A 21475-nucleotide genomic window follows, 5' to 3' on the forward strand; every position below is an offset into this window, starting at 1 on the left:
GCGGGATCGTCCGTAGGATTGCCTGTTCATGGACACACGCGCGGTGTACGAGATGATCGCTGTCCCATCCGGCCGGGTCACGCTGTCCGACCGGCGGACACAACGCAGTTGGTCGGTCGGGCTCGCTCCCTACCGGCTCGGGGCCTTCCCGGTCACGCAGGCGCTGTACGCGCGGGTCACGGGTGTACGGCCGAGCAGCGCCGACGGCGACCAGCTGCCCGTCGAGGGTGTGTCGTGGTGGGACGCGGTCCGGTTCTGCAACGCCCTGTCGCGGCACGAGGGGCTGACCCCCGCCTACTCGTTACGTGCCGACGGCGAGGACGTCGCCTGGGACAGGACCGCCGACGGCTACCGGCTGCCCACCGAGGCCGAGTGGGAGCACGGCTGCCGTGCCGGTACGCCGGGACCGCGCTACGGACCGCTCGACGAGATCGCCTGGTACCGCGACAACTCGCAGGAGCGCGTGCACGACGTGGGCGGCAAGCGGCCCAACCCGTGGGGCCTGCACGACATGCTGGGCAACGTCTGGGACTGGTGCTGGGACGTCTACGACGCGGAGGTCTACGGCACCTACCGGGTCCTGCGCGGCGGGGGCTGGTTCGACGAGCACTGGAGTTGCCGCGCCTCCGCGCGGCGGCGCAGCCACCCGAGCTACCAGGTCGACGACGTGGGGTTCCGCGTGGCGCGGACGCCTGCGGCGGGCTGCGGGGGTCGTTCGTAGCTGCGGGACTGCGGGACGGTGCGCCCCCACCCCCCCCCACCACCGGGCCCGCGGCGGTGATCGATCCGCGGGCCGTCCGCAGGACAACTGTCACCTGTTCACCCTTTCGGGCGGCACGCCCGGCTGACAGACTCTGGTGGTGCGCGACTTCGACTTGCTCGTCATCGGATCCGGCCCGGGCGGCCAGAAGGCCGCCATCGCCGCGGCCAAGCTCGGCCGCCGGGTCGCCGTCGTCGACCGCCCCGACATGGTCGGAGGGGTCTCCATCCACACCGGGACCATCCCCTCCAAGACCCTGCGGGAAGCGGTCCTCTACCTCACCGGTCTCACCCAACGCGACCTCTACGGCCAGAGCTACCGGCTGAAGGAGGACATCACCGTCGCCGACCTGACCGCGCGCACCCAGCACGTGGTCGGCCGCGAGGTCGACGTCATCCGCAGCCAGCTCTCCCGCAACCACGTCTCCCTGTTCGCCGGCACCGGCCGCTTCGTGGACGACCACACCGTCGCCCTGCGCGAAGTGACCGGCAACGAGAAGCTGCTGACCGCGGACACCGTCGTCATCGCGACCGGCACCCGGCCGGCCCGGCCCGCCACCGTCGAGTTCGACGAGCTGACGGTCCTCGACTCCGACAACGTTCTCAACCTGCAGCGGGTGCCCCGGTCCATGGTCATCGTCGGGGCCGGTGTGATCGGCATGGAGTACGCCTCCATGTTCGCCGCCCTCGGCAGCAAGATCACCGTGGTCGAACAGCGCCCCGGGATGCTCGGCTTCTGCGACGTCGAGGTGATCGAGTCGCTCAAGTACCACCTGCGGGAACTGGCCGTCACCTTCCGCTTCGGCGAGACGGTCGCCGCCGTCGAACGCCATGCGCGGGGCACCCTCACCGTCCTGGAGAGCGGCAAGAAGATCCCGGCGGACGCCGTGATGTACTCCGCGGGCCGGCAGGGCCTCACCGACGACCTCGGCCTCGACAAGGCCGGCCTGTCCGCCGACCGGCGCGGCCGGATCAAGGTGGACGAGCACTACCGCACCGAGGTGCCGCACATCTACGCCGTCGGCGACGTCATCGGTTTCCCGGCACTGGCGGCGACCTCGATGGAACAGGGCCGTACGGCCGCGTACCACGCGTGCGGCGAGCCGGTGAACCGGATGCACGACCTCCAGCCGATCGGCATCTACACCATCCCGGAGATCAGCTTCATCGGGAAGACCGAGGACCAGCTCACCGAGGAGCGGGTGCCCTTCGAGGTCGGCATCTCCCGCTACCGCGAACTCGCCCGGGGGCAGATCATCGGCGACTCGCACGGCATGCTCAAGCTGCTCGTCTCCCCCGACGACCGCAAACTGCTCGGCGTGCACTGCTTCGGTACGGGCGCCACCGAACTGATCCACATCGGCCAGTCGGTGATGGGCTGCGGCGGTACGGTCGACTATCTGGTCGACGCCGTCTTCAACTACCCGACGCTCGCGGAGTCCTACAAGGTCGCCGCGCTCGACGCCACCAACAAGATCCGGCAGATCGACCGGCTCCGGGACTGACCGGACGCCTGGGCGGGCACCGGGCGCGGTCGCGTGTCCGGTGCGGCCCGGCGGGGTTGCCCGCGCGGATTCCCCGCGTCCCCGAAGGCCGGGGTGCAGGGTGCAGGGTGCCTGCGACGGTGACAGGGACGGGGGGCATAAGCTCGACGGGTGGCAAAGTACTTCGACGTTCATCCCGAGAATCCTCAGCAGCGGACCATCACCCAGGTCGCCGACTCCATCCGCGCGGGTGCGCTCGTCGTGTATCCCACGGACTCCTGCTTCGCGCTGGGGTGCCAGCTGGGCAGCCGTGACGGCATCGACCGGATCCGCTCCATCCGCCGGCTCGACGACCGTCACCACTTCACGCTCGTCTGCCAGAACTTCGCGCAGCTCGGCCAGTTCGTCCAGGTCGACAACGACGTGTTCCGTGCCATCAAGGCCTCCACGCCCGGCAGTTACACCTTCATCCTGCCCGCGACCAGGGAAGTTCCGCGCAAACTGCTCCACCCCAAGAAGAAGACGGTCGGCGTGCGCATCCCGGACCACACGGTCGCCCAGGCCCTGCTCGCCGAGCTCGGTGAGCCCCTGCTGTCCAGCACGCTCCTCCTGCCCGACGAGGACGAGCCGATGACCCAGGGCTGGGAGATCAAGGAGCGGCTCGACCACTCCGTCGACGCGGTGATCGACTCCGGCGACTGCGGCACCGAGCCGACCACGGTCATCGACTTCTCCAGTGGCGAGGCCGAGATCGTGCGCAAGGGAGCGGGCGACGTCACGCGGTTCGAGTGACCCGTCGTACGGCGGTACGGAGGCGGTGCGTGCCGGGACGGTGCGGCACGCGCCGAAGCGTCAGCCCTCTAACGTCACCGGCATGACCGTCGCCCCGCGCACTCGACGCATCCCATGCCGCACCGGACCGGCGGCCGCCCGGCCGTCCCCCGGTCCGGACGGCCGCGGCGCACGGCGGGGGCGGGGCGCCGCGTGACACCTGTCGAGGCCGTCGCCGTCCTCGCGGCGGGCGTGGGCGCGGGCGCCGTCAACAGCGTCGTCGGCTCCGGAACCCTGATCACCTTCCCCGTCCTGCTCGCGACCGGTCTGCCGCCCGTCACCGCGACGGTCTCCAACGCGCTCGGGCTGATCCCCGGGGCCGTCAGCGGCGCCTTCGGCTACCGGCGGGAACTGCGCGGTCAGCGCAGGCGCATCCTCACACTGGGCGTCGGCGCCCTGCTGGGCGGCTTCACGGGCGCCGTGCTGCTGCTCGCCCTGCCCGCGACGGCGTTCGAGAAGATCGTGCCGGTCGTGGTGGGCCTCGCCCTGGTCCTGGTCGCCTTCCAGCCGCTGATCACCGGGTACCTGCGCCGCCGCCGGGCGTCGGCCACGGCCACCGCACCGGCGGCAGGCGCAGGTCCCGGCCCCGACGGCGCTCCGGAGCGGGCTCCCGCCCACGGCGACGGGGGTCCGGCGCTGTTCGTCGGCCTGATGCTCGCCAGCGTCTACGGCGGCTACTTCGCGGCGGCGCAGGGGATCCTCTACATGTCGCTGATGGGGGTGCTCCTGGACGAACCCCTGCAGCGCCTCACCGCGGTCAAGAACGTCCTGGTCGCGGTCGTCAACACCGTCGCCGCGGCCTTCTTCCTCTTCGTCGCCGACTTCGACTGGACGGCGGTCGCGCTGATCGCCGTCGGTTCCGCGCTCGGCGGCCGGCTGGGGGCCTCGGTCGGCCGCCGCTTCAGCCCGCTGGTCCTGCGCATCCTCATCGTGACGGTCGGCACGGCCGCCCTCATCCAGCTGCTGCTCCGCTGAACGGCCCCTCCAGCGCCGCCCACTGCAGCAGCATGATGGTCTTCGCGTCGGCGATCCCGCCGGTGCGGATCATGGCCAGGGCCTGGCGGAAGGGCAGTTCGACGGTCTCGATGTCCTCGCCCTCCTCCTCCAGGCCACCGCCCTCGTGGGTGCGGGTGGAGGGCCCGTAGGAGGCGGCGTAGAAGGTCACGCGCTCGGTGACCGAGCCGGGGCTCATGTAGACCTCGAAGACCCGCCGGACCTCGCCGACCGTGTGCCCGGTCTCCTCGGTCACCTCGCGGCGCACGGCGACCTCGGGGTGCTCGTCCTCCTCGTCCAGCAGGCCGCCCGGTGTCTCGACGAGCATGCCGTCGGGGTGGCCGTTGACGTACACGGGGTAGCGGAACTGCCGCGTGAGCAGCACGGTTTCGCGTGCGGTGTCGTACAGCAGGATCGTGGCGCCGTTGCCGCGGTCGTGCGTCTCGCGTTCCTGGGTGGACCAGGTGCCGTCGGCGCGCTGGAGGTCGAAGGTCGTGGTCCGCCCCACGTACCAGTGGCAGGACAACAGGGTCACGTCCCGCACCTTGACCCGGGGGTTGCCCGTCAGGTCCAGGCCGGCCCGGTCGAGTCCGGTGCGGCCCCTGCGGTCGGGGGTGTCGATGCCCGCGGTCATCGTGTGCCGGCCGGGGAGGAGGGGCGGGCGGCGGCGGGGGTCGCGCCGGTATCGGTGCCGGTGCGCGTACAGGTGGAGCACATGGTCATGTCCCGCTTCTATCATCCCGTACGGGCCGGTGGGGACCGGTCGCGCGGTTCCCCCGCGTCCCCGGCGGGGTGCCCGGCCGGCGCGGGTGCGGAGCCGCAGCGCCCGACGGGTCATCAGGTCATCCGTCCCGGACCCTTGACTCCCCCCGCGGCGGCCGGGATTCTCGTCACAGCTTTTGCACGAGTCATGACAAAAGTCGAAGACCGAAGACGTGGGTGATGACCATGACCCGGCAGCCCCTCCACCGGCGCAGACCCCTCACGGCCTTGTCGCTGCTGCTCGTCGTGTTGGCGATGTCGCTCGGTCCCACGCCCAGTTCGGCGGCCGGGACCGACTGGTGGAACCCGACCGCGCGACCCGCGCCCGACTCGCAGATCAACGTGACCGGGGAGCCGTTCAGGGGTACCGGCGCGCAGGGCGAGGTGCGCGGGTTCGTCGACGCGCACAACCACCTGATGGCCAACGAGGCGTTCGGCGGGCGGCTCATCTGCGGCAAGCCCTTCTCGACGGCGGGGGTGGCCGCCGCCCTCAAGGACTGTCCCGAGCACTATCCCGACGGCTCGCTGGCGATCTTCGACTTCATCACCAACGGCGGTGACGGCAGGCACGATCCCGACGGCTGGCCCACGTTCGCGGACTGGCCCGCCCATGACTCGCTCACCCACCAGCAGAACTACTACGCCTGGGTCGAACGCGCCTGGCGCGGCGGCCAGCGCGTCCTCGTCAACGACCTCGTCACCAACGGGGTGATCTGCTCGGTCTACCCCTTCAAGGACCGCGGCTGCGACGAGATGACCTCGATCCGGCTGCAGGCGAAGCTGACGTACGACATGCAGGACTACATCGACGCGATGTACGGCGGCCCCGGCAAGGGCTGGTTCAGGATCGTCACCGACAGCGCGCAGGCCCGCCGGGTCGTCGAGCAGGGCAAGCTGGCCGTCGTTCTCGGTGTCGAGACCTCCGAGCCGTTCGGCTGCAAGCAGATCCTGGACGTCGCGCAGTGCGACAGGGCCGACATCGACGCGGGACTGGACGAGCTGTACGACCTCGGCGTGCGCAGCATGTTCCTGTGCCACAAGTTCGACAACGCCCTGTGCGGGGTCCGGTTCGACGAGGGCGGCCTCGGTACGGCGATCAACGTCGGCCAGTTCCTGTCGACGGGCACGTTCTGGCAGACCGAGAAGTGCACGGGCCCGCAGCACGACAACCCCATCGGCGGCGCCGCGGCACCGGGCGCCGAGAAGGAACTGCCGGCGGGTGTCGAGGTCCCGTCGTACGACGACGACGCGCGGTGCAACAAACGAGGGCTCACCGATCTCGGCGAGTACGCCGTGCGCGGTCTGATGAAGCGCAAGATGATGCTGGAGATCGACCACATGGGCGTCAAGGCCACCGGCCGGGCCCTCGACCTCCTCGAGGCGGAGTCCTACCCGGGTGTCATCTCCTCGCACAGCTGGATGGACCTGAACTGGACCGAGCGCGTCTACCGCCTCGGCGGCTTCATCGCCCAGTACATGCACGGCTCGCAGCAGTTCGGCGCGGAGGCCGCGCGGACGAAGGCCCTGCGCGACGAGTACGGCGTGGGCTACGGGTACGGCACCGACATGAACGGCGTCGGCGGCTGGCCGGCCCCGCGCGGCGCGGACACCTCGAACCCCGTGCGGTATCCGTTCCGCAGCACCGACGGCACGGCGGTCATCGACCGGCAGACCACCGGACAGCGCACCTGGGACATCAACACCGACGGGGCCGCCCACTACGGGCTCGTACCGGACTGGATCGAGGACATCCGGGTGGTCGCGGGGCAGGAGGTGGTGGACGACCTGTTCCGGGGCGCCGAGTCCTACCTCGGCACCTGGGGTGCCTCCGAGCGGCACGAGGCCGCGGTGGACCTCGCTGCGGGCGCGCCCGCCACGGCCAGTTCGGCGGAGTCGAACCCCTTCACGAGCTACGCGCCCGGCCGGGCCGTGGACGGCAACCGCGACACGCGCTGGGCGAGCGGCTGGAGCGACGACCAGTGGCTGCGGATCGACCTCGGCTCCACGCACACGGTCGGGCGCGTCACCCTCGACTGGGAGCGCGCCTACGCGAAGGCGTATCGCGTGGAGGTCTCCGCCGACGGCACGAACTGGCGGTCCGTGTGGTCCACCACCACCGGTGACGGGGGCCTGGACACGGTCCTGTTCGCCGGCGTGCCCGCCCGCCACGTACGGGTCCACGCACTGGACCGCGGCACCGACTGGGGCTACTCCCTGTACGAGGTGGGCGTCCACGGCAGCTGACGCCCGCCGTCCGGCAGCAGGCTCGAAAGGGGCCCCATGGTCCGCAGGCCGTCGGCGGAACGGCGCCGTCAGCTCACCGAGGCGGCCATCCGCGTGATGACCCGGGACGGCGTCGCCAGGACGACGACCCGGTCCATCGCGGCCGAGGCGGGCGTGTCACTGAGCGTCTTCCACTACTGCTTCGACTCCAAGCAGGCGCTCGTCGAGTCGGTGATCGAGACGATCACGAGCCATTCCGTCGCGGTGGTGCGCGAGGCGATCCGGCCGAGGGGAACCCTGCGGGAGACCGTCGCGGCCGGCTTCCGGGCCTACTGGGAGCATGTGTCGGCCCACCCCGGCGAGCACATGCTCACCTACGAGCTGACGCAGTACGCCCTGCGCCGGCCGGGGTTCGAGCACCTGGCCCGGCGGCAGTACGAGCTGTACCGCGACACGTACGCCGAACTCGTCGGGCAGCTCGCCCACGACATGGACTTCACGCTGCGCGTGCCCGTACCGGTGCTGGCCCGCTATCTGGCCGCCATGACCGACGGGCTGACCCTCAACTTCCTCGTCCTGGGCGACGATTCGGCGTGGGCGGACATCCTCGACACGATCACCGACCATGTCGCCGGCCTGGTGTGCGACACGGACGAGGTCCCGCACGGTCCGTAACGCGTCCCGCCACCCGGCGGCAGCGGGGACCGCACGCGAAGGCGGGTCAGGAGCGGCGGCGGGGCTTGCCGCCCTTCGCTCCCCTGGCCCCCTTGGCTCCCTTGCCGCCCTTGGAGGTGCCGGAGCCCGTCCGGGGGTTCTTGCCGCTGGTCCTGCCCGCGGCGGCTCCGCGCCGGGTCGTGCCCTTGCCGGCGGCCGCCGTCTTCGGACCGGCGTCCGCAGCGGGCTGCGAGCGGCCCCGGGAGCTGTTGGCGGTGCGGCCCCGGACGATCCCGATGAAGTCCTCGACCAGGTCCGTGGTCCTGTCCTCGGGCCACGACAGGGCGACCCGCGACTCGGTGGCGTCCGTGACCGGCCGGTACGTCAGGTCCTTGCGGTGGTGCAGGCGGGCGATCGACTGCGGGACGACGAGGAGTCCCACCCCCGCCGCCACCAGTTCGACCGCGTCGGCCGTCGTGGCGGGGCGCTCGATCGCGGGACGGCCCGGCGGGCGCTCCCAGTCGAGGAGGTCGTCCAGGGGGTGCAGCACGACGTCGTCCGCCAGGTCCTCGGCGGTGACCTCGTCCACCGCGGTCACGACGTGGTCCTTCGGCACGACGACCACACTGGTCTCGGCGTAGAGGGGGATGGCGCTGAGATCCGTACCGCCGACCGGCAGGCGCACGAGACCGGCGTCGGCGTCACCGCGCCGCAGCACGTCGGGCGCCTCGGCGGCGGACACCGCGAGGAGCGTCAGGGGAACGTCGGGCAGTCGCTCGTTCCAGATCCTCACCCACTTGCCGGGCGTCACTCCCGGGACGTACGCGAGCCGGAACGAAGGGGGGTCCTGGGCGCCTGTCACCTGGCCAGGTTACCCGCCGTGGTCGGGGCCGGTTCACATGCTCGATACCCTTGGCCGCATGACGTCGCACCAGAACACCCAGACGATGAAGCCCGCGACCGCGGCGAAGAAACTGGGTGTGTACCTCGAGGCCACACCCGCCGAGTTCCAGGAGGGTGTCGTCTCGCGCTCCGAGCTCACCGCGCTCCAGGCCGAGCCGCCCGAGTGGCTGCGGGAGCTGCGGCGCAACGGCCCGCACCCCCGGCCGGTGATCGCGGCGAAGCTCGGCATCTCCATCTCGGGGCTCGCCCGCGGCGGCGTGAACGACGCCCTCACCACGGAGCAGATCGAGGCGCTGAAGCAGGACTCCCCGGAATGGCTCCGGAAGGAGCGCGCCACCCAGGCCGAGGTCCGCAAGGAAGCAGCCCGCATCAAGGACAAGCAGGCCGAGCGCGAGTCCCGGTGATCGCCTGACAGAATGGGATCAGCGCATACGTTCGAGAGTGTGCGCCCCCGGACGACGGAGGAGTCCCCGTGCCGCTGCCCTCACGACCGTTGCGGAAGCTGGGTTTCCTGACCATCGGGCTGTTCGACGAGGCAGATCCCCGTACGGGCCACGAGTCGACGCTGGAGATCATCGAGCTCGGTGAACGGCTGGGCTTCGACAGCGCGTGGCTGCGTCACCGCCACCTCCAGTACGGGATCTCCTCCCCCGTGGCCGTCCTGGCCGCGGCCTCGCAGCGCACCACCCGTATCGAGCTCGGCACCGCGGTCATCCCGCTGGGCTGGGAGAATCCACTGCGGCTGGCGGAGGACCTGGCCACGGTCGACATCCTGTCCGGGGGCCGCCTCAACCCCGGCGTCAGCGTCGGTCCGCCGATGCACTACGACCAGGTCAAGGGCGCGCTCTACCCGGACACCGCCGACGCCGAGGACTTCGGCCACGAGCGGGTGTCCCGGCTGCTGGACTTCGTGCGGGGCAGACCGGCCACCGACTTCAGCGGGGTCGAGGGGTTCGAGGTGTTCTCGGACCGCGTCCAGCCGCACGCCGCCGGCCTGGGCGGCCGCCTCTGGTACGGCGGCGGCAGCCTGCGGTCGGCCCGGTGGGCGGGCGAGCACGCGATGAACCTTCTGACCAGCAGCGTCGTCAAGGCGGAGGAGTCCGAGGACTTCGCCGAGATCCAGCTGTCCCACGTACGCGCTTTCCGGGCCCACCACCCCGACGGCGACCGCGCCCGCGTCTCGCAGGGGCTCGTCGTCATCCCCACCGACAGCGCCACTCCGGAGCAGCGCGCGAAGTACGAGGCGTACGCCGGGAAGCGGACCCCGCGCACCACGGCCCCCCAGGGTCCCGCGCGCATGATGTTCGCGCCCGACCTGGTCGGGACCTCCGCGGAGATCGCCGAACGGCTGTACGCGCACGCCGCGTTCCGGGAGATCGACGAGGTGGCGTTCGCGCTGCCGTTCACCTTCGAGCACGCGGACTACGTTCAGATCCTCACCGACATCGCGACCGTGCTCGGTCCGGCCCTCGGCTGGCAGCCGTCGGCCCGCCGGGGGTAGCGGTTCCCCGGTGCGGGGTCTCAGTCGCTGACCCTGCTGCGGGCCTGGTAGAGCAGGTCACCGTACTCGGGGTGGCGGGCGATCCAGCCGGCGTAGAACGGGCAGGTGGCCAGCACCCGCAGGCCGGCGGCGCGCGCCTCGTCGAGGGAGGCCCGGGCCAGCGCGGAGCCGATCCCCTTGCCCTCGCACTCCGGGCTCACCTCGGTGTGGACGAACGCGATGAGTTCGGTGGTGCGGATGTAGTCCGCGTGACCGGCGACCGCCGACGCCCCGTCGAGCCGCGCCTCGTAACGCCGCGCCTCGGGAACGTCCTTGACTTCGACCGCCATGTGTCCTCCTCGTGTGCCACGCCCGCAGTGCAGCTGCCATGACGTGCTGATCAAGAAGCCGAGCCTAACCGACGGTCACCAGTGACCCGGATCACACCCTGTGGGCGATGATGTCGGGCCGTACCGCCGGTCCAAGACCACGACAGCTTCCACCGCGCGACATCGGCAAGACGCGCGACACCGAAAGACAGGACACGGACATGAGCGAGACCGTGAAGGGCCCCGCGAGCTACTTCCCTTCGATCGAGGCCACGTACGGGCGCCCCGTCGCCGAGTGGAAGGACCTGATCCGGTCCTCGCCCCTGACGAAGCACATGGAACTCGTGTCCTGGCTCAAGGCCGAGCACGGAATCGGTCACGGACACGCCAACGCGCTGGTCGCGCACACGCTCGCCGAGGACAACGGCAGGTGACCGGTCCGGCCGCCCGGAGCCGGTCCACCGCCTCGGAGTCAGTTCACCCCGGAGGTCAGCTCGCTGAAGAGCTGGTTCGCGGCGGGTGAGGTGAACTGGCGCTGCAGTTCGGCCCGGGCGATCTGCTTGCGGAACTCTCCCGCATGGGAGGCGTCACCGGCGTTGTGCATCAGTTCGGTGATCCATGCCGCGAACGCCTGGTAGTTCCAGATGTGGCTCAGGCATGCGTCGGAGTAGCTGTCGAGGAGGCTCGTGTCGCCCTGCCCGCTGTACCGGACGAGGGCGCGGGCGAGGACCTCGGCGTCGTTGAGGGCGAGGTTGATGCCCTTCGCGCTCATGGGCGGGACGATGTGGGCGGCGTCGCCGAGCAGGTACAGCCTGCCGTGGCTCATCGGGCTGTGCACCACACTGCGCAGGGGCAGGATTCGCTTCTCGGCGATCGGCCCGGTGGTCACGGACGTGCCGAAGCGGGCGCCCAGCTCGCTCCAGATGCGCTCGTCGGGCCACTGTTCGACGGTGTCGTCGAGCGGGCACTGGAGGTAGATGCGGCTGGCGTTCGCGCCGCGCGGGATCAGCCCTGCCAGGCCGCGGGAGTGGATCGCCATCCCTGAGGGGTGGCTTGCGGGTATGCCGGCGAGAACACTCAGCCAGGAGTATCCGTACGCGTGGGAGAAGCGGGTCAGGACGCCTTCGGGGATGCTCGCGCGGCTGACACCGTGGTAGCCGTCGCAGCCGGCGACGACGTCGCAGCCGATGGTCACGGCCGAGCCCGTGGCGTCCCGGTGGCGCACCAGAGGGCGGGGGCCCTGGATGCCTTCCAGGGCGACGTCGGCGGCTTCGAAGCGGAGGTCTCCGCCGTCGCGGAGGAAGACGTCGGTGAGGTTGCGGACGAGGACCTGCTGGGGGCAGTACAGGCTTTCGTTGTCGTCACCGGTGTCGATCGGCATCTCCTCACCGTCGATGAAGAAGCCGCCCTGCGACTCGGTGACGGGATTTCCCGCCAGCACCTCTTCGAGTCCCCAGGCGCGGAACAGACGCACTCCGCGGGTATCGATGGTGCCGGCGCGCTGACGCTGCTCGACGTAGGCGCGGCTGCGCTTCTCCAGCACGATGCAGTCGATGCCGTTGCGGAGCAGGAGGGTGCCGAGCGTGAGCCCGGCCACCCCGGCCCCCACGATGACGACGGTCGTGGTCTCGGATGTTTCTGTCATGTCGGAGCCTTTTCGGAAAGTGGCGGCCCGCGGTCCTGGCGGAGCGTGGAGGGCGTGCCGGCACGGACGGGTTCGAGTGGGTTCGGATCTTCCGACCACCACTGTGGAATCCGCCGGCGCTGTCGCCAACCGGTGGATGAACCCGAGATACCGAAAACCCGCCAACCTGCGGACGGGCTACCTCGTACGGCCGCGCAGCTCCGCCTGGTAGCGGCCGGGGGTCTGGCCGACGACCTCGGTGAAGGCGTCGATGAAGCCGGAGGGGTTGGACCATCCGCACTCGGTCGCGGTGTCGGTGACCGACCGGCCGGCGGTGAGGTGCACCAGGGCGTGGTGGATACGCAGCACGGTGCGCCAGCGGTGGAAACTCATGCCGAGTTCGGTGTGGAACAGACGGCTCAGGGTGCGTTCACCGGCCCCGGCCGCACGTCCCAGCTCGGCCAGGGTCGCGGTCCGGCCGGGGTCGGCGTGCAGGAGACGGGTGACGGTGCGCAGGCGGTCGTCGGCCGGTTCGGGCAGATGCAGGGACTGCTCGGGCGTCCCGGCGACCTCGTCGATCACGACCGCGAGCAGCCGCTCGAAGGCCTCCGGGCGCATCTGTGCCCGCTCGGTCAGCGCCAGGAGGGCTTCGCGCAGCAGAGGGTTCACGGCGAACACGCCGGGACGGGCCGGCAGCGTGTCGCACAGGCCGGCCGGGACGGTCAGCAGGCGGACATCGGTCTCAGCGTAGAAGCGGTGGGAGTGCGCAAAGCCGGGCGGCGTCCACGTCATGCGGTCGGCCGGGGCGACCCAGGTCCCGCGTTCGGTCGTGGTGGCCACCGCGCCCGCAACCGCGTACACCAGCTGACCGGCGTCATGGGAGTGCGTGTCGAGGTGGTAGCCGTGCGGGAGCCGGCCCGCGCCGTTGAGTGCCGTCGAGGACGGCGCGGGAGACGGTGGGGAAGGCTGGCGGTTTTCCGGCATCGGCCGTGAGCCTACCGGTGGTTCGAACCGGGGCGCTGTCGGAGATCCGTCCGCTGACGAATGAGCGGTGCCGGTCTTGACCGGTAGCCGGTAGCCGATAGCCGGTATTCAGCTCACGGCAGCGGTTTCGGCCTTTTCTTCCGTACGCGGCCACTGTTCCAGCATCGCGTGCAGGGAGGAGACGGCCTTGCGCCAGGAGCGTTCCACTTCGCGCGGGTGGTTGAAGCCGCCGACGGCCTCGATGCTGATGTAGCCGTGAAAAGTGCTGCGCAGCAGCCGGACCGCATCGGTCAGGTCGGGCTCCTCCAGCCCGTAGTGGCGCATCACCGCATAAGTCAGCTCGACGCTGCGGGCGAAGACCGTGGTGTCGGCGATCTTCGACGGATCGAGCCGCAACTGGGTCGCCGCGTACCGGCCCGGGTGGCGCAGCGCGTATCCGCGATAGGCGTCGGCGAAGGCGGCGAGCGCCTCACCGCCGGACCGCCCGGCGATCGCGGTGCCGATGCGGTCGTTCATCTCACCGGACGCCAGGACGGCCACCCGGATTCGAATCTCCTGGAGGTTTTTGACATGTGAGTAAAAACTGGCGTCCTTCACCCCGAACATTCTGGCGAGCGCCGAGACGGATACTTTTTCGATACCGACATCGTCGGCCAGCTCCGCCGCGGCCCGGGTGATCCGGTCGACCGTCAGACCCGCATGCACTCCCATATCACGCATCAGCCCTTCCTGGCCTCATAAAAGAATCCTAGTGCATCCGGGCTTCTGGACGTACGGGGCCGGAAGGCGCGTATACCGACTCGTTCCCGGAAGTGGATTCCGGTGCGAGATCCCGCTTTCCTTGCGAAACGCCCCGAAGGCGGTCAGCTGCGGACCACGGGTGCGCTCGGACCGTGGTGCGCGGGCAGGGCGGCGGACCGGACCGCCCCCACGCAAGGTCCCCAGTCCTACCGAAGCTAGCACCACTTGACTCACACCTAATAGCCCTAGGTATTTCTGCGCTACAGTGCTGCGTCATGAAGGAACTGAGTGAGCCGGTGATTCGTGCGTCGTTCGTCAACTGCTCGAAAGGGGCGGCCAAGCGCCTTTCGGTCCCCCGACTCCTGACCGAACTGCCCTGGGACGACCTGGATTTCCTGGGATGGCGCGACCCGTCGGCGCCGGAACGCAGCTACATCGTGACGGAGCACCGGGGGAGATGGGTCGGGGTCGAGTTCCGTCGCGCCTCCCGGGTCGGCGGGTCGCATCACCGCAGCATGTGCTCGCTGTGCCTGACCACGCACCCGGCGAACGGGGTGGAGCTGATGACCGCCCACAAGGCCCGCTCCACGGGCGACGCCTACAACACCGTGGGCACCTACATCTGCAGCGACCTGTCCTGTTCGCTGTACGTGCGGGGTCTCAAGCGGGTGCAGCCGGGCGGGCACCCCAAGGAGTCCCTCGGCGTCGACGAGAAGATCCGGCGCACCCGGGCGAACCTCGCCGGGTTCCTGGACACCCTGTGGTGACCGAGCCACCGTTTCCTGGGTGTGCGGCACCCGGGAAACGCGCACCGGGGAGAACGGCGGCCTGGTCGCGGTGCCGGACCGGGGCGACCGTTGGACCCATGACGACCACGAACCCGAGCCCGGACAACGGCTCGTCCCGCGCCCCGCACCCGTACGTCGGGACGGCCCCGCACCCGTACGTCGGGATGTGGGTGACCGCGGACGGCCACATCCGCCAGGAACTGCTGCCCGACGGCCGCTACGACGAGGCCCGCGGCACCCGCGCGAGCGCGTACACCGGCAGGTACACGGTGACCGGCAGCCATATCGACTACCTCGACGACACGGGCTTCACCGCCACCGGCGACGTCCGCGACGGGGTCCTGTTCCACGAGCACCTCGTGCTCCACCGCGAGACGGACGACGGCACGCGTCAGGAGTGACGCGGACTCCCGGTCCGCGGCGTCGCCTCCCGTGCTACTCCGACGGCCGTACGCCGCGGGGGCACCGGGAGCGCACCTGTCGGCGGGCGAAAGTCCTGGTCCGGGGGTACGGCAGCCGGGTTCCCCGAACCGCTCGCGGGTGCGCGACCGGTTGCGGCGGGCCCGGGGGTTTTCCACGGTGGGGGCACACGACAGCCGTTCTGGAAAGGAAACCGTATGCGCGCCCTGGTATCCCGCGGGCTGCTCCTCCCGCCCCTCGTCTGCGCCGCGCTCGTCCTCGGTCCGGTGGGCGTCGCCACCGCCGCCGAGGTACGGCCCGGCACCCCGGACGCCCGTGCCACGGAGCCCCGGCTCCCCGGCACGGACATGACGCCGGAACGGCTGCGCACGGTGGCCGACACGGAACAGGGTGACGCGTTCGCCCCCCTCCTGACCGTACTGGCCGACCTGACCGGTCTGGTCGGCGGCGGGCAGGGCGGCACCCTCGACGCGGCCGTGGCCGCCGAGCAGGCGCAGGCCGTGAAGGAGACCACCGCCCTGCTCCAGCAGCAGCTGCGGGACACGGCCGATGCCACGACGCCCGAAGACACCGTGACCGACCCGGCACCGTTCGAGGGAACGACGAGCGCCGACTCCATGGCGCCGGTGGGGTCCGCGGCGGACGCTCCCGGGCGGGACACCGCGACCGACCTGGAGACGTCGGTCGACAGTCTGGTCTCGTCGCTGGCCGCCCTCGACATCGGCGGGATCGTCGGCACGGTGCCGAAGGTCCTGTCGTCCGTGCTGGGGCTGCTGACCGGCGGCTCGGGCGGCGGGCTCCCCCAGCTCTCCACGCCGCCGACGACCTGATTCCTGCCGCCGCGTTCCCGCTCGCACCGGGCACGAAGGCCGCCGGCCGTTCCTTCGGGGCGGTCGGCGGCCTTCTCCGCGTCATGTCCCCATCACGTTCACAGACGCGGCACCGATCCGCACTCGTCGAACGGGTCCGCGCGGGTACCCGTATCTCATGACTGACGTGGTGGACTCCGACGAACTCCTGCGCCGCATCCAGCGGGCCCGCTCCTGGGCCGGCCGGGAGGAGCAGACATGGAAGGCACGGGGCGAAGAGCTCAGGACCGGTGATCCGGACGGCGCGCGCGACGCCGAACTGCGCGGACGGACCTACGAGGCGGTGCGCAAGGCGCTGGACGAGATAGTGACCCCGGGCGTGCACGACGCGGACGGCTGAAGCCGGACGGTCCGGCCCCTTCGGCCCGGCCTCTCCCGTCCCACCCTTCGGCCCGACCCCTTCGGCCCGACCGCGCATGACCCGCGCGGCCCATGGAACTCGTCATGGTCATGAGCACCACGCAGGCCTCGCGCGGCGAACCCGTCACCACGGTTTTCACCTGGCAGGTACGCCCCGGCCACGAAGCCGACTTCGAGGAGTGGACCCGGGGCGTCGCGGACTGCGTCGCCCGGTTCCCCGGCAGTCAGGGACTGTCCTGGCTACGCCCCGAGCCCGGGCACCGGTTCCACGCGGTGCTCCGCTTCTCCGACCCCCAGCGGCTCACCGACTGGCTGGTCTCGGCCGAGCGCGCGGAGTGGCACGCGCGTATCCAGGGCATCGCCACCGAGGTCCGTGACGAGCGCCAGTCGACCACCGGACTGGAGAGCTGGTTCCGTCTGCCGGGCACCACCGTGAAGGCCCCGCCGCGCTGGAAGATGGTCCTGACGACGTTCCTCGGCGCCTATCCGATGACCTTCCTCATCCAGTGGCTGGTGGCACCCAATACGACGTCCTGGCCCCTGCCGTTGCGCGCCGCCGTCTTCCCGCTCGTGCTGCTGCCCGTGCTCACGTACCTGGTCATGCCGGGGCTCAGCCGGCTGCTGCGGCTGTGGCTGTACGGCACACCCGACAGCTGACGCGGTGACAGGCCCCGCTCCCGGCCCGCGTCACACGTGTGCCTCATCCGGTTGGCGGCCTTCGGCGCGGGCGCTTAGAAAGAAGGTCGAACAGCAACTCTCGGGCCGCACGTCCGGGCCACGACAGCGACTGCACCCTTCGTAGGGAGCCGAGTATGACAACCCGTTCGCCTTTCGACTCCGACCGACCTGGCATATCTCCCGAGAGCGTGGTCGAGGCCCCCATGCCGCCGCCACCCGTCTCCGCCCCCTGGCACACGCCGCCGGCCGAGGCGCCGGACAGGCCGACGCGCAGGGCTGAACACCGGTACGCCGACGCGGTCGACCGCCGCCGGTACGCCGAGCCGGCCGACGCCGTCGAGCACCGGTACGCCGATCCGGCCGACGAACCCGACCACGCGTACCCCGACCCCGCCGACGAGCCCGACCACCGGTACGCCGACCCTGCCGACCGGAACGACGGGGACGGCCGCTACACCGACCTGGCCGACGAGCTCGACCGGCGGTACCCGGGGCCGGCCGACGACTCCGGCCGCCGGTACGCCGAGCCGGCCGACGAACCCGACCGCGCGCGCCCCCGTCCGGCCGGCAGCACCACGGCGGACGACGAGGCCGAGGACCGGTACGCCGAGCCTCCCGTGGAGCCCGACCCGTCGTACGACAACCCGGTCGACGGGCTGGTCCACGCGGCCGTCGCCGACCGGCCGCTGGAAGAGGTGATCCAGCTCATCGAGATGCTGGAGCAGTCACCGCAGTACGCGCGGGCGACGGTCGACGCGCTGCGGGCGGCCGGCACGGACCGGTCCGTGGAGGACGTCAGTCGGCTGGTGGCCCTGCTGACCCGGCCGCCGAGGAACGCCGACAGCGCCGACGAGGCGATCCGCGCGGCGGCCCGGGGCCGGCCGGTGGAAGAGGTCACCAAGCTGATGGCGCTGCTGCACCGGCCCCCGCTCGAACCCCACTGCGGCGAGGCCGCGGTGCGGGCGGCCGCCACCAGCCGCCCGGTCGAGGAACTCGTGGAGCTCATCGGCCGCATGGCCCATCAGCAGGGCGTACGCGAGGACCTGCTGCAGGCGGGAGCGGACGCGCGGACGGGGACGAAGTCGGCCTCCGGGAAGGCGCGCGCGGCCTCCTTCAAGGACGGTCCGCCCGCCGGGGACCCGCTCCTCGCCGCGGCCGGCACGGTCCCCGTCGGCCGTACGGCCCGGGGACGCGGAGGCCGGCCGGCGCAGAACGGCGTCTCCCCCGCCTGGCCGCGCCTGGCCGCGGTGCTGCTGCTCGTCCTGTGCGGCGCGGCGCACTTCCCGCCGAGCCGGGACGGAGCCTCCGCCGGCGCCTACGGGTTCGCCCTCGGCGCAGCCGCCCTGTGCGTCCTGCTGGGTCTGGCACTGGTCCGTCGGAGCACGCTGCCGGTGCTCGCCGCGGGGATCCTGGTTCCGGCGGCACTCGCCATCGCCCAGCTGCTGGACGGCCGCGTCACCTCGCCCGGCCTGTCCCGCGCCCTGGAGCTGACCCTCGCGCCCCAGTGGCTCGCCGGCCTGGCGGCCGTGCTCGCCGCGCTGGGGGCCCTGACGGCGCTGGTCACGCTCCTGGCGTCGAAGCGGCCGCGCCCGCGGCCCGACGTACGGCAGCTGGCCGGTTCGAACCGGGCGGCGGACTGACCCGCGCCGCCCGCCGCCCCGGCCCCGAGCGCGGTCGAAAAGCCCTACGGGCCCCAGGATGTCCTGGGGCCCGTAGGGCTTTCCGGGGTCCGCGGACCCCGGGGGCGCGGATCTCAAGTACACGGATCTCAGGGGCGGGGGGAACTGCGCAACCGGCCGCGCGGCGGCGCCGCCGTGTCCGTTTCCGGTGGCGGGGCGGCGGATGCGGCCCGTCGTGGGCCGCTCGCGCGGTTCCCCGCACCCCTGGGCGGCGCGCCGCGCGGCACGTACACGCCGCCGCCGAGGCGACGCAGCGGTGTCACACGGATCCTGACCCCCTGCTGATCCGTCGCCTGCTGATCAGTCGGCTGCTGGGTGGTGTCCATGCGTCCACGGTGCACCAGGGGCGCCCGGGCAACCAGGCCCCTCCTGTGGGCAGGACCACGGATCCTGGTACCGGCACCACCCGTCAGGGGGAGCGGGGAGGCACCGGAGGAAACTCCCTCGGCGTCTGAGCGGGGCCGTCCCGTACGGGGAACTCGCACCCACCTTCTGTTCGGCACGCCCGTCTTCGAAACATTCGACGCTACTGACGATTGTTCTGGGAAATGTAGGCAGATATGAACCGTCAGGCAAGGGGATGCGGGCGACGCATGGGGCGGCCCGATCATCTTGAGCCAACCGAAATTCGGTGCGGCGCAAGTCGTTGACGGTCCGTGAGGTCAGCCGTAAGGTCTGCGCAGCCATTCGGAAACATGCTCGAAACTTTCGAAACAACAGAAGGGGACGACATGATCACCCGCACGTTCACGGACCGCACGGCAACCCCACCGCCCCGCCGGTCCCCCACCCGAAGAGCCCTGGCTTTCGCCGTGGCGGGCCTGCTCGCCACGGCCGGTGTCGCGGCTCTCGCGGAACCGGCCGCGGCGGCCGGCACCCTCGGTGCCGCGGCGGCGGAGAAGGGCCGCTACTTCGGCACCGCGGTCGCGGCCAACCACCTGGGCGAAGCCGCGTACGCCTCGACGCTCGACACGGAGTTCAACTCGGTGACCCCCGAGAACGAGATGAAGTGGGACGCCGTCGAACCCAGCCGCAACTCCTTCTCGTACGGGAACGCCGACCAGATCGTCAGCCACGCCCAGAGCAAGGGCATGAAGGTCCGCGGGCACACCCTCGTGTGGTACTCGCAGCTGCCCGGCTGGGTCGGCGGGCTCGGCGCCGGCGACCTCAGGTCGGCGATGAACAACCACATCACCCAGGTCATGCAGCACTACAAGGGCAAAATCCACTCGTGGGACGTCGTCAACGAGGCGTTCCAGGACGGCAGCAGCGGCGCACGGCGCAGTTCGCCCTTCCAGGACAAGCTCGGCGACGGCCATATCGAGGAGGCCTTCCGCACCGCACGCGCCACGGACCCGGCCGCCAAGCTCTGTTACAACGACTACAACACCGACGGGGTCAACGCGAAGAGCAACGCCGTCTACGCCATGGTGAAGGACTTCAAGGCACGCGGTGTGCCGATCGACTGCGTCGGCTTCCAGTCCCACTTCAACAGCGCCTCCCCGGTGCCCGGTGACTACCGGGCGAACCTGCAGCGCTTCGCCGACCTCGGTGTCGACGTGCAGATCACCGAGCTGGACATCGAGGGCTCCGGCAGCGCGCAGGCCGCGAACTACACCAATGTGGTGAACGCCTGCCTGGCCGTCTCGCGCTGCACCGGCATCACCGTCTGGGGCGTCACCGACAAGTACTCCTGGCGGGCGAGCGGCACACCGCTGCTGTTCGACGGCAACTACACCAAGAAGGCCGCCTACACCGCCGTGCTCACCGCGCTCGGCGGCAGCGGGTCGGGCGGGGGTGGCGGAGGGGGCGGAGGCGGCAACGCCGCCTGCACGGTGTCGTACAGCAGGACGGACGACTGGAGCGACCGCTTCAACGGGAGCGTGACGGTGACCGCGGGCAGTGCCGCCGTCACCGGCTGGACCGTGACCGTCACGGTGACCTCCCCGCAGAAGGTCTCCGCGACCTGGAACGGCACGCCCAGCTGGGACTCCAGCGGCAACGTGATGACCATGAAGCCGAACGGCAACGGAAACCTCGCGGCGGGTGCGTCGACGAGCTTCGGCTTCACCGTCATGAAGAACGGCAACTCCGCGGCACCGGCGATCGGTTCGTGCAGCGCTTCCTGAACCGCCTCCGACGGCACGGAGGCCGGCGCAGAGGTCGGCGCGGAGATCCGTACAGAGATCGACACAGGGATCGGTACGCAGACATGGCGCGGCGGTTCCGGTCGCCGCGCCACGTCCGACCCGTCGGAGTACCCGTAGGGACGCGGGTTACGCATGAAGCCGTCCGCGCGGACCCGAATGCCCGGCACCGTCACGGGTATTGACCAGCGCATGACGGATGACATCAGCCAGGACACACTGCTCCAGCTCCTCTCCGAGTACGACGGCGGAGTGCTGACGACCCTCAAGCGCGACGGCCGCCCGCAGCTGTCGAACGTCAACCACGCCTACTACCCCGCCGAGCGGATCGTGCGCGTCTCGCTCACCGACGGCCGCGCCAAGACCCGCAACCTGCGCCGGGACCCGCGGGCCTCGTACCACGTGACCAGCGCGGACCGCTGGGCCTACACCGTCGCCGAGGGTGTCGCCGACCTCTCCCCCGTGGCCCGCGACGTGGACGACGAGACGGTGGAGGAGCTGATCGGGCTCTACCGGGACGTCCAGGGCGAGCACCCCGACTGGGACGACTACCGGGCCGCCATGGTCCGCGACGGCCGGCTCGTGCTGCGGCTGCGGGTGGAGCGCGCGTACGGCATTCCCCTCGCACGCTGAACCACCCCGGCCGAATCGGCCTGTCCGGGCCGGCCCGTTCGGACCGGCCCGTCCGCTTACCCCTTCAACAACCGTTGTTTTTGGTCTGTACCTGTCGATGGTCAGCCGCTAAGCTCTGCCCCGCATTCATGAGA

General features: G+C 71.1%; 23 protein-coding genes. 17 read left to right on the forward strand and 6 right to left on the reverse strand.

All coding sequences use genetic code 11. The annotated features are described in order from the left end of the window. The first annotated feature begins 28 nt into the window (after positions 1-28). The 4 genes from QFZ75_RS03320 (at position 29) to QFZ75_RS03335 (ending at position 4049) form a co-directional block, all read left to right on the forward strand. Positions 29-721 carry an SUMF1/EgtB/PvdO family nonheme iron enzyme gene (locus QFZ75_RS03320; protein ID WP_307533742.1) on the forward strand — a complete coding sequence of 231 codons (693 nt, stop codon included), beginning with the start codon at positions 29-31 and terminating at the stop codon, positions 719-721. A 139-nt stretch (positions 722-860) separates the two neighbouring features. Next, on the forward strand, positions 861-2264 hold the full coding sequence (sthA, locus tag QFZ75_RS03325) for a Si-specific NAD(P)(+) transhydrogenase (protein ID WP_307533743.1): 1404 nt from the start codon (positions 861-863) through the stop codon (positions 2262-2264). 150 nt (positions 2265-2414) lie between these two features. Further along, positions 2415-3035: an L-threonylcarbamoyladenylate synthase gene (locus QFZ75_RS03330; RefSeq protein ID WP_307533744.1), complete on the forward strand. Its 621-nt coding sequence runs from the start codon at positions 2415-2417 to the stop codon at positions 3033-3035. A gap of 192 nt (positions 3036-3227) precedes the next feature. Next, the gene (locus QFZ75_RS03335) at positions 3228-4049 is read left to right on the forward strand and encodes a sulfite exporter TauE/SafE family protein (RefSeq protein WP_307533745.1); all 822 of its coding nucleotides are present in this window, start codon (positions 3228-3230) and stop codon (positions 4047-4049) included. On the opposite strand, the gene QFZ75_RS03340 is transcribed toward QFZ75_RS03335, so the two are convergent. Then, positions 4027-4701: an NUDIX domain-containing protein gene (locus QFZ75_RS03340; protein ID WP_307544199.1), complete on the reverse strand. Its 675-nt coding sequence runs from the start codon at positions 4699-4701 to the stop codon at positions 4027-4029. The two genes, QFZ75_RS03335 and QFZ75_RS03340, sit on opposite strands and share 23 nt — an antisense overlap. A 308-nt stretch (positions 4702-5009) precedes the next feature. Between QFZ75_RS03340 and QFZ75_RS03345 the strand changes: the two genes are divergently transcribed. Next, the gene (locus tag QFZ75_RS03345; RefSeq protein ID WP_307533746.1) at positions 5010-7073 is read left to right on the forward strand and encodes a discoidin domain-containing protein; all 2064 of its coding nucleotides are present in this window, start codon (positions 5010-5012) and stop codon (positions 7071-7073) included. A 36-nt stretch (positions 7074-7109) separates the two neighbouring features. Further along, on the forward strand, positions 7110-7727 hold the full coding sequence (locus QFZ75_RS03350) for a TetR/AcrR family transcriptional regulator (RefSeq protein WP_307533747.1): 618 nt from the start codon (positions 7110-7112) through the stop codon (positions 7725-7727). 46 nt (positions 7728-7773) lie between these two features. Here the strand turns inward: QFZ75_RS03350 and QFZ75_RS03355 are convergent, their stop codons facing one another. After that, positions 7774-8568, reverse strand: coding sequence for a LysR substrate-binding domain-containing protein (locus QFZ75_RS03355; protein ID WP_307533748.1), 795 nt, complete (start codon positions 8566-8568; stop codon positions 7774-7776). Between the two features lie 58 nt (positions 8569-8626). Here QFZ75_RS03355 and QFZ75_RS03360 point away from each other — a divergent pair, with 58 nt between their 5' ends. Together QFZ75_RS03360 and QFZ75_RS03365 are read left to right on the forward strand one after the other, a co-directional pair. Further along, a complete protein-coding gene (locus QFZ75_RS03360; protein WP_307533749.1) occupies positions 8627-9013 on the forward strand; it encodes a DUF5997 family protein in 387 nt (128 codons plus the stop codon). A gap of 68 nt (positions 9014-9081) precedes the next feature. After that, a complete protein-coding gene (locus tag QFZ75_RS03365; protein ID WP_307533750.1) occupies positions 9082-10110 on the forward strand; it encodes an LLM class flavin-dependent oxidoreductase in 1029 nt (342 codons plus the stop codon). Positions 10111-10130: 20 nt separating this feature from the next. On the opposite strand, the gene QFZ75_RS03370 is transcribed toward QFZ75_RS03365, so the two are convergent. Next, positions 10131-10439 carry a GNAT family N-acetyltransferase gene (locus QFZ75_RS03370; protein WP_307533751.1) on the reverse strand — a complete coding sequence of 103 codons (309 nt, stop codon included), beginning with the start codon at positions 10437-10439 and terminating at the stop codon, positions 10131-10133. A 200-nt stretch (positions 10440-10639) separates the two neighbouring features. Here QFZ75_RS03370 and QFZ75_RS03375 point away from each other — a divergent pair, with 200 nt between their 5' ends. Further along, complete coding sequence (locus tag QFZ75_RS03375) at positions 10640-10852, forward strand: DUF4287 domain-containing protein (RefSeq protein ID WP_307533752.1); 213 nt, start codon at positions 10640-10642, stop codon at positions 10850-10852. A gap of 38 nt (positions 10853-10890) precedes the next feature. Here the strand turns inward: QFZ75_RS03375 and QFZ75_RS03380 are convergent, their stop codons facing one another. The 3 genes from QFZ75_RS03380 to QFZ75_RS03390 all read right to left on the reverse strand — a co-directional run bounded on the left by QFZ75_RS03380 (position 10891) and on the right by QFZ75_RS03390 (position 13737). After that, complete coding sequence (locus tag QFZ75_RS03380) at positions 10891-12063, reverse strand: 4-hydroxybenzoate 3-monooxygenase (RefSeq protein ID WP_307533753.1); 1173 nt, start codon at positions 12061-12063, stop codon at positions 10891-10893. Positions 12064-12240: 177 nt separating this feature from the next. Continuing rightward, entirely contained in the window at positions 12241-13026 is a 786-nt protein-coding gene (locus QFZ75_RS03385) for a helix-turn-helix domain-containing protein (protein WP_307533754.1), read from the reverse strand. A gap of 108 nt (positions 13027-13134) precedes the next feature. Beyond that, a complete protein-coding gene (locus tag QFZ75_RS03390; protein WP_307544200.1) occupies positions 13135-13737 on the reverse strand; it encodes a TetR/AcrR family transcriptional regulator in 603 nt (200 codons plus the stop codon). Between the two features lie 305 nt (positions 13738-14042). Here QFZ75_RS03390 and QFZ75_RS03395 point away from each other — a divergent pair, with 305 nt between their 5' ends. The 8 genes from QFZ75_RS03395 (at position 14043) to QFZ75_RS03430 (ending at position 21341) form a co-directional block, all read left to right on the forward strand. After that, entirely contained in the window at positions 14043-14534 is a 492-nt protein-coding gene (locus tag QFZ75_RS03395) for an FBP domain-containing protein (protein ID WP_307533755.1), read from the forward strand. A gap of 98 nt (positions 14535-14632) precedes the next feature. Then, on the forward strand, positions 14633-14956 hold the full coding sequence (locus QFZ75_RS03400; RefSeq protein ID WP_307533756.1) for an Atu4866 domain-containing protein: 324 nt from the start codon (positions 14633-14635) through the stop codon (positions 14954-14956). A gap of 216 nt (positions 14957-15172) precedes the next feature. Next, a complete protein-coding gene (locus tag QFZ75_RS03405) occupies positions 15173-15805 on the forward strand; it encodes a hypothetical protein (RefSeq protein WP_307533757.1) in 633 nt (210 codons plus the stop codon). Positions 15806-15962: 157 nt separating this feature from the next. After that, positions 15963-16184: a hypothetical protein gene (locus tag QFZ75_RS03410; RefSeq protein ID WP_307533758.1), complete on the forward strand. Its 222-nt coding sequence runs from the start codon at positions 15963-15965 to the stop codon at positions 16182-16184. Positions 16185-16294: 110 nt separating this feature from the next. Continuing rightward, complete coding sequence (locus QFZ75_RS03415) at positions 16295-16861, forward strand: antibiotic biosynthesis monooxygenase (RefSeq protein WP_307533759.1); 567 nt, start codon at positions 16295-16297, stop codon at positions 16859-16861. A 224-nt stretch (positions 16862-17085) separates the two neighbouring features. Continuing rightward, entirely contained in the window at positions 17086-18522 is a 1437-nt protein-coding gene (locus tag QFZ75_RS03420) for a hypothetical protein (protein WP_307533760.1), read from the forward strand. 770 nt (positions 18523-19292) lie between these two features. Next, positions 19293-20690, forward strand: coding sequence for an endo-1,4-beta-xylanase (locus QFZ75_RS03425; protein ID WP_307533761.1), 1398 nt, complete (start codon positions 19293-19295; stop codon positions 20688-20690). Between the two features lie 210 nt (positions 20691-20900). Beyond that, positions 20901-21341: a PPOX class F420-dependent oxidoreductase gene (locus QFZ75_RS03430; protein ID WP_307533762.1), complete on the forward strand. Its 441-nt coding sequence runs from the start codon at positions 20901-20903 to the stop codon at positions 21339-21341. Positions 21342-21475: the final 134 nt, after the last annotated feature.

Source organism: Streptomyces sp. V3I8 (genome assembly GCF_030817535.1).
Lineage (GTDB): Bacteria > Actinomycetota > Actinomycetes > Streptomycetales > Streptomycetaceae > Streptomyces.

Coding starts and splice junctions, on each gene's coding strand:
- QFZ75_RS03320 (WP_307533742.1), top strand. CDS start 29: ATGGACACACGCGCGGTGTACGAGATGATCGCTGTCCCATCCGGCCGG.
- QFZ75_RS03340 (WP_307544199.1), bottom strand. CDS start 4,701: ATGACCGCGGGCATCGACACCCCCGACCGCAGGGGCCGCACCGGACTC.
- QFZ75_RS03345 (WP_307533746.1), top strand. CDS start 5,010: ATGACCATGACCCGGCAGCCCCTCCACCGGCGCAGACCCCTCACGGCC.
- QFZ75_RS03350 (WP_307533747.1), top strand. CDS start 7,110: ATGGTCCGCAGGCCGTCGGCGGAACGGCGCCGTCAGCTCACCGAGGCG.
- QFZ75_RS03360 (WP_307533749.1), top strand. CDS start 8,627: ATGACGTCGCACCAGAACACCCAGACGATGAAGCCCGCGACCGCGGCG.
- QFZ75_RS03370 (WP_307533751.1), bottom strand. CDS start 10,439: ATGGCGGTCGAAGTCAAGGACGTTCCCGAGGCGCGGCGTTACGAGGCG.
- QFZ75_RS03375 (WP_307533752.1), top strand. CDS start 10,640: ATGAGCGAGACCGTGAAGGGCCCCGCGAGCTACTTCCCTTCGATCGAG.
- QFZ75_RS03380 (WP_307533753.1), bottom strand. CDS start 12,063: ATGACAGAAACATCCGAGACCACGACCGTCGTCATCGTGGGGGCCGGG.
- QFZ75_RS03385 (WP_307533754.1), bottom strand. CDS start 13,026: ATGCCGGAAAACCGCCAGCCTTCCCCACCGTCTCCCGCGCCGTCCTCG.
- QFZ75_RS03390 (WP_307544200.1), bottom strand. CDS start 13,737: ATGGGAGTGCATGCGGGTCTGACGGTCGACCGGATCACCCGGGCCGCG.
- QFZ75_RS03395 (WP_307533755.1), top strand. CDS start 14,043: ATGAAGGAACTGAGTGAGCCGGTGATTCGTGCGTCGTTCGTCAACTGC.
- QFZ75_RS03400 (WP_307533756.1), top strand. CDS start 14,633: ATGACGACCACGAACCCGAGCCCGGACAACGGCTCGTCCCGCGCCCCG.
- QFZ75_RS03405 (WP_307533757.1), top strand. CDS start 15,173: ATGCGCGCCCTGGTATCCCGCGGGCTGCTCCTCCCGCCCCTCGTCTGC.
- QFZ75_RS03410 (WP_307533758.1), top strand. CDS start 15,963: ATGACTGACGTGGTGGACTCCGACGAACTCCTGCGCCGCATCCAGCGG.
- QFZ75_RS03415 (WP_307533759.1), top strand. CDS start 16,295: ATGAGCACCACGCAGGCCTCGCGCGGCGAACCCGTCACCACGGTTTTC.
- QFZ75_RS03420 (WP_307533760.1), top strand. CDS start 17,086: ATGCCGCCGCCACCCGTCTCCGCCCCCTGGCACACGCCGCCGGCCGAG.
- QFZ75_RS03425 (WP_307533761.1), top strand. CDS start 19,293: ATGATCACCCGCACGTTCACGGACCGCACGGCAACCCCACCGCCCCGC.
- QFZ75_RS03430 (WP_307533762.1), top strand. CDS start 20,901: ATGACGGATGACATCAGCCAGGACACACTGCTCCAGCTCCTCTCCGAG.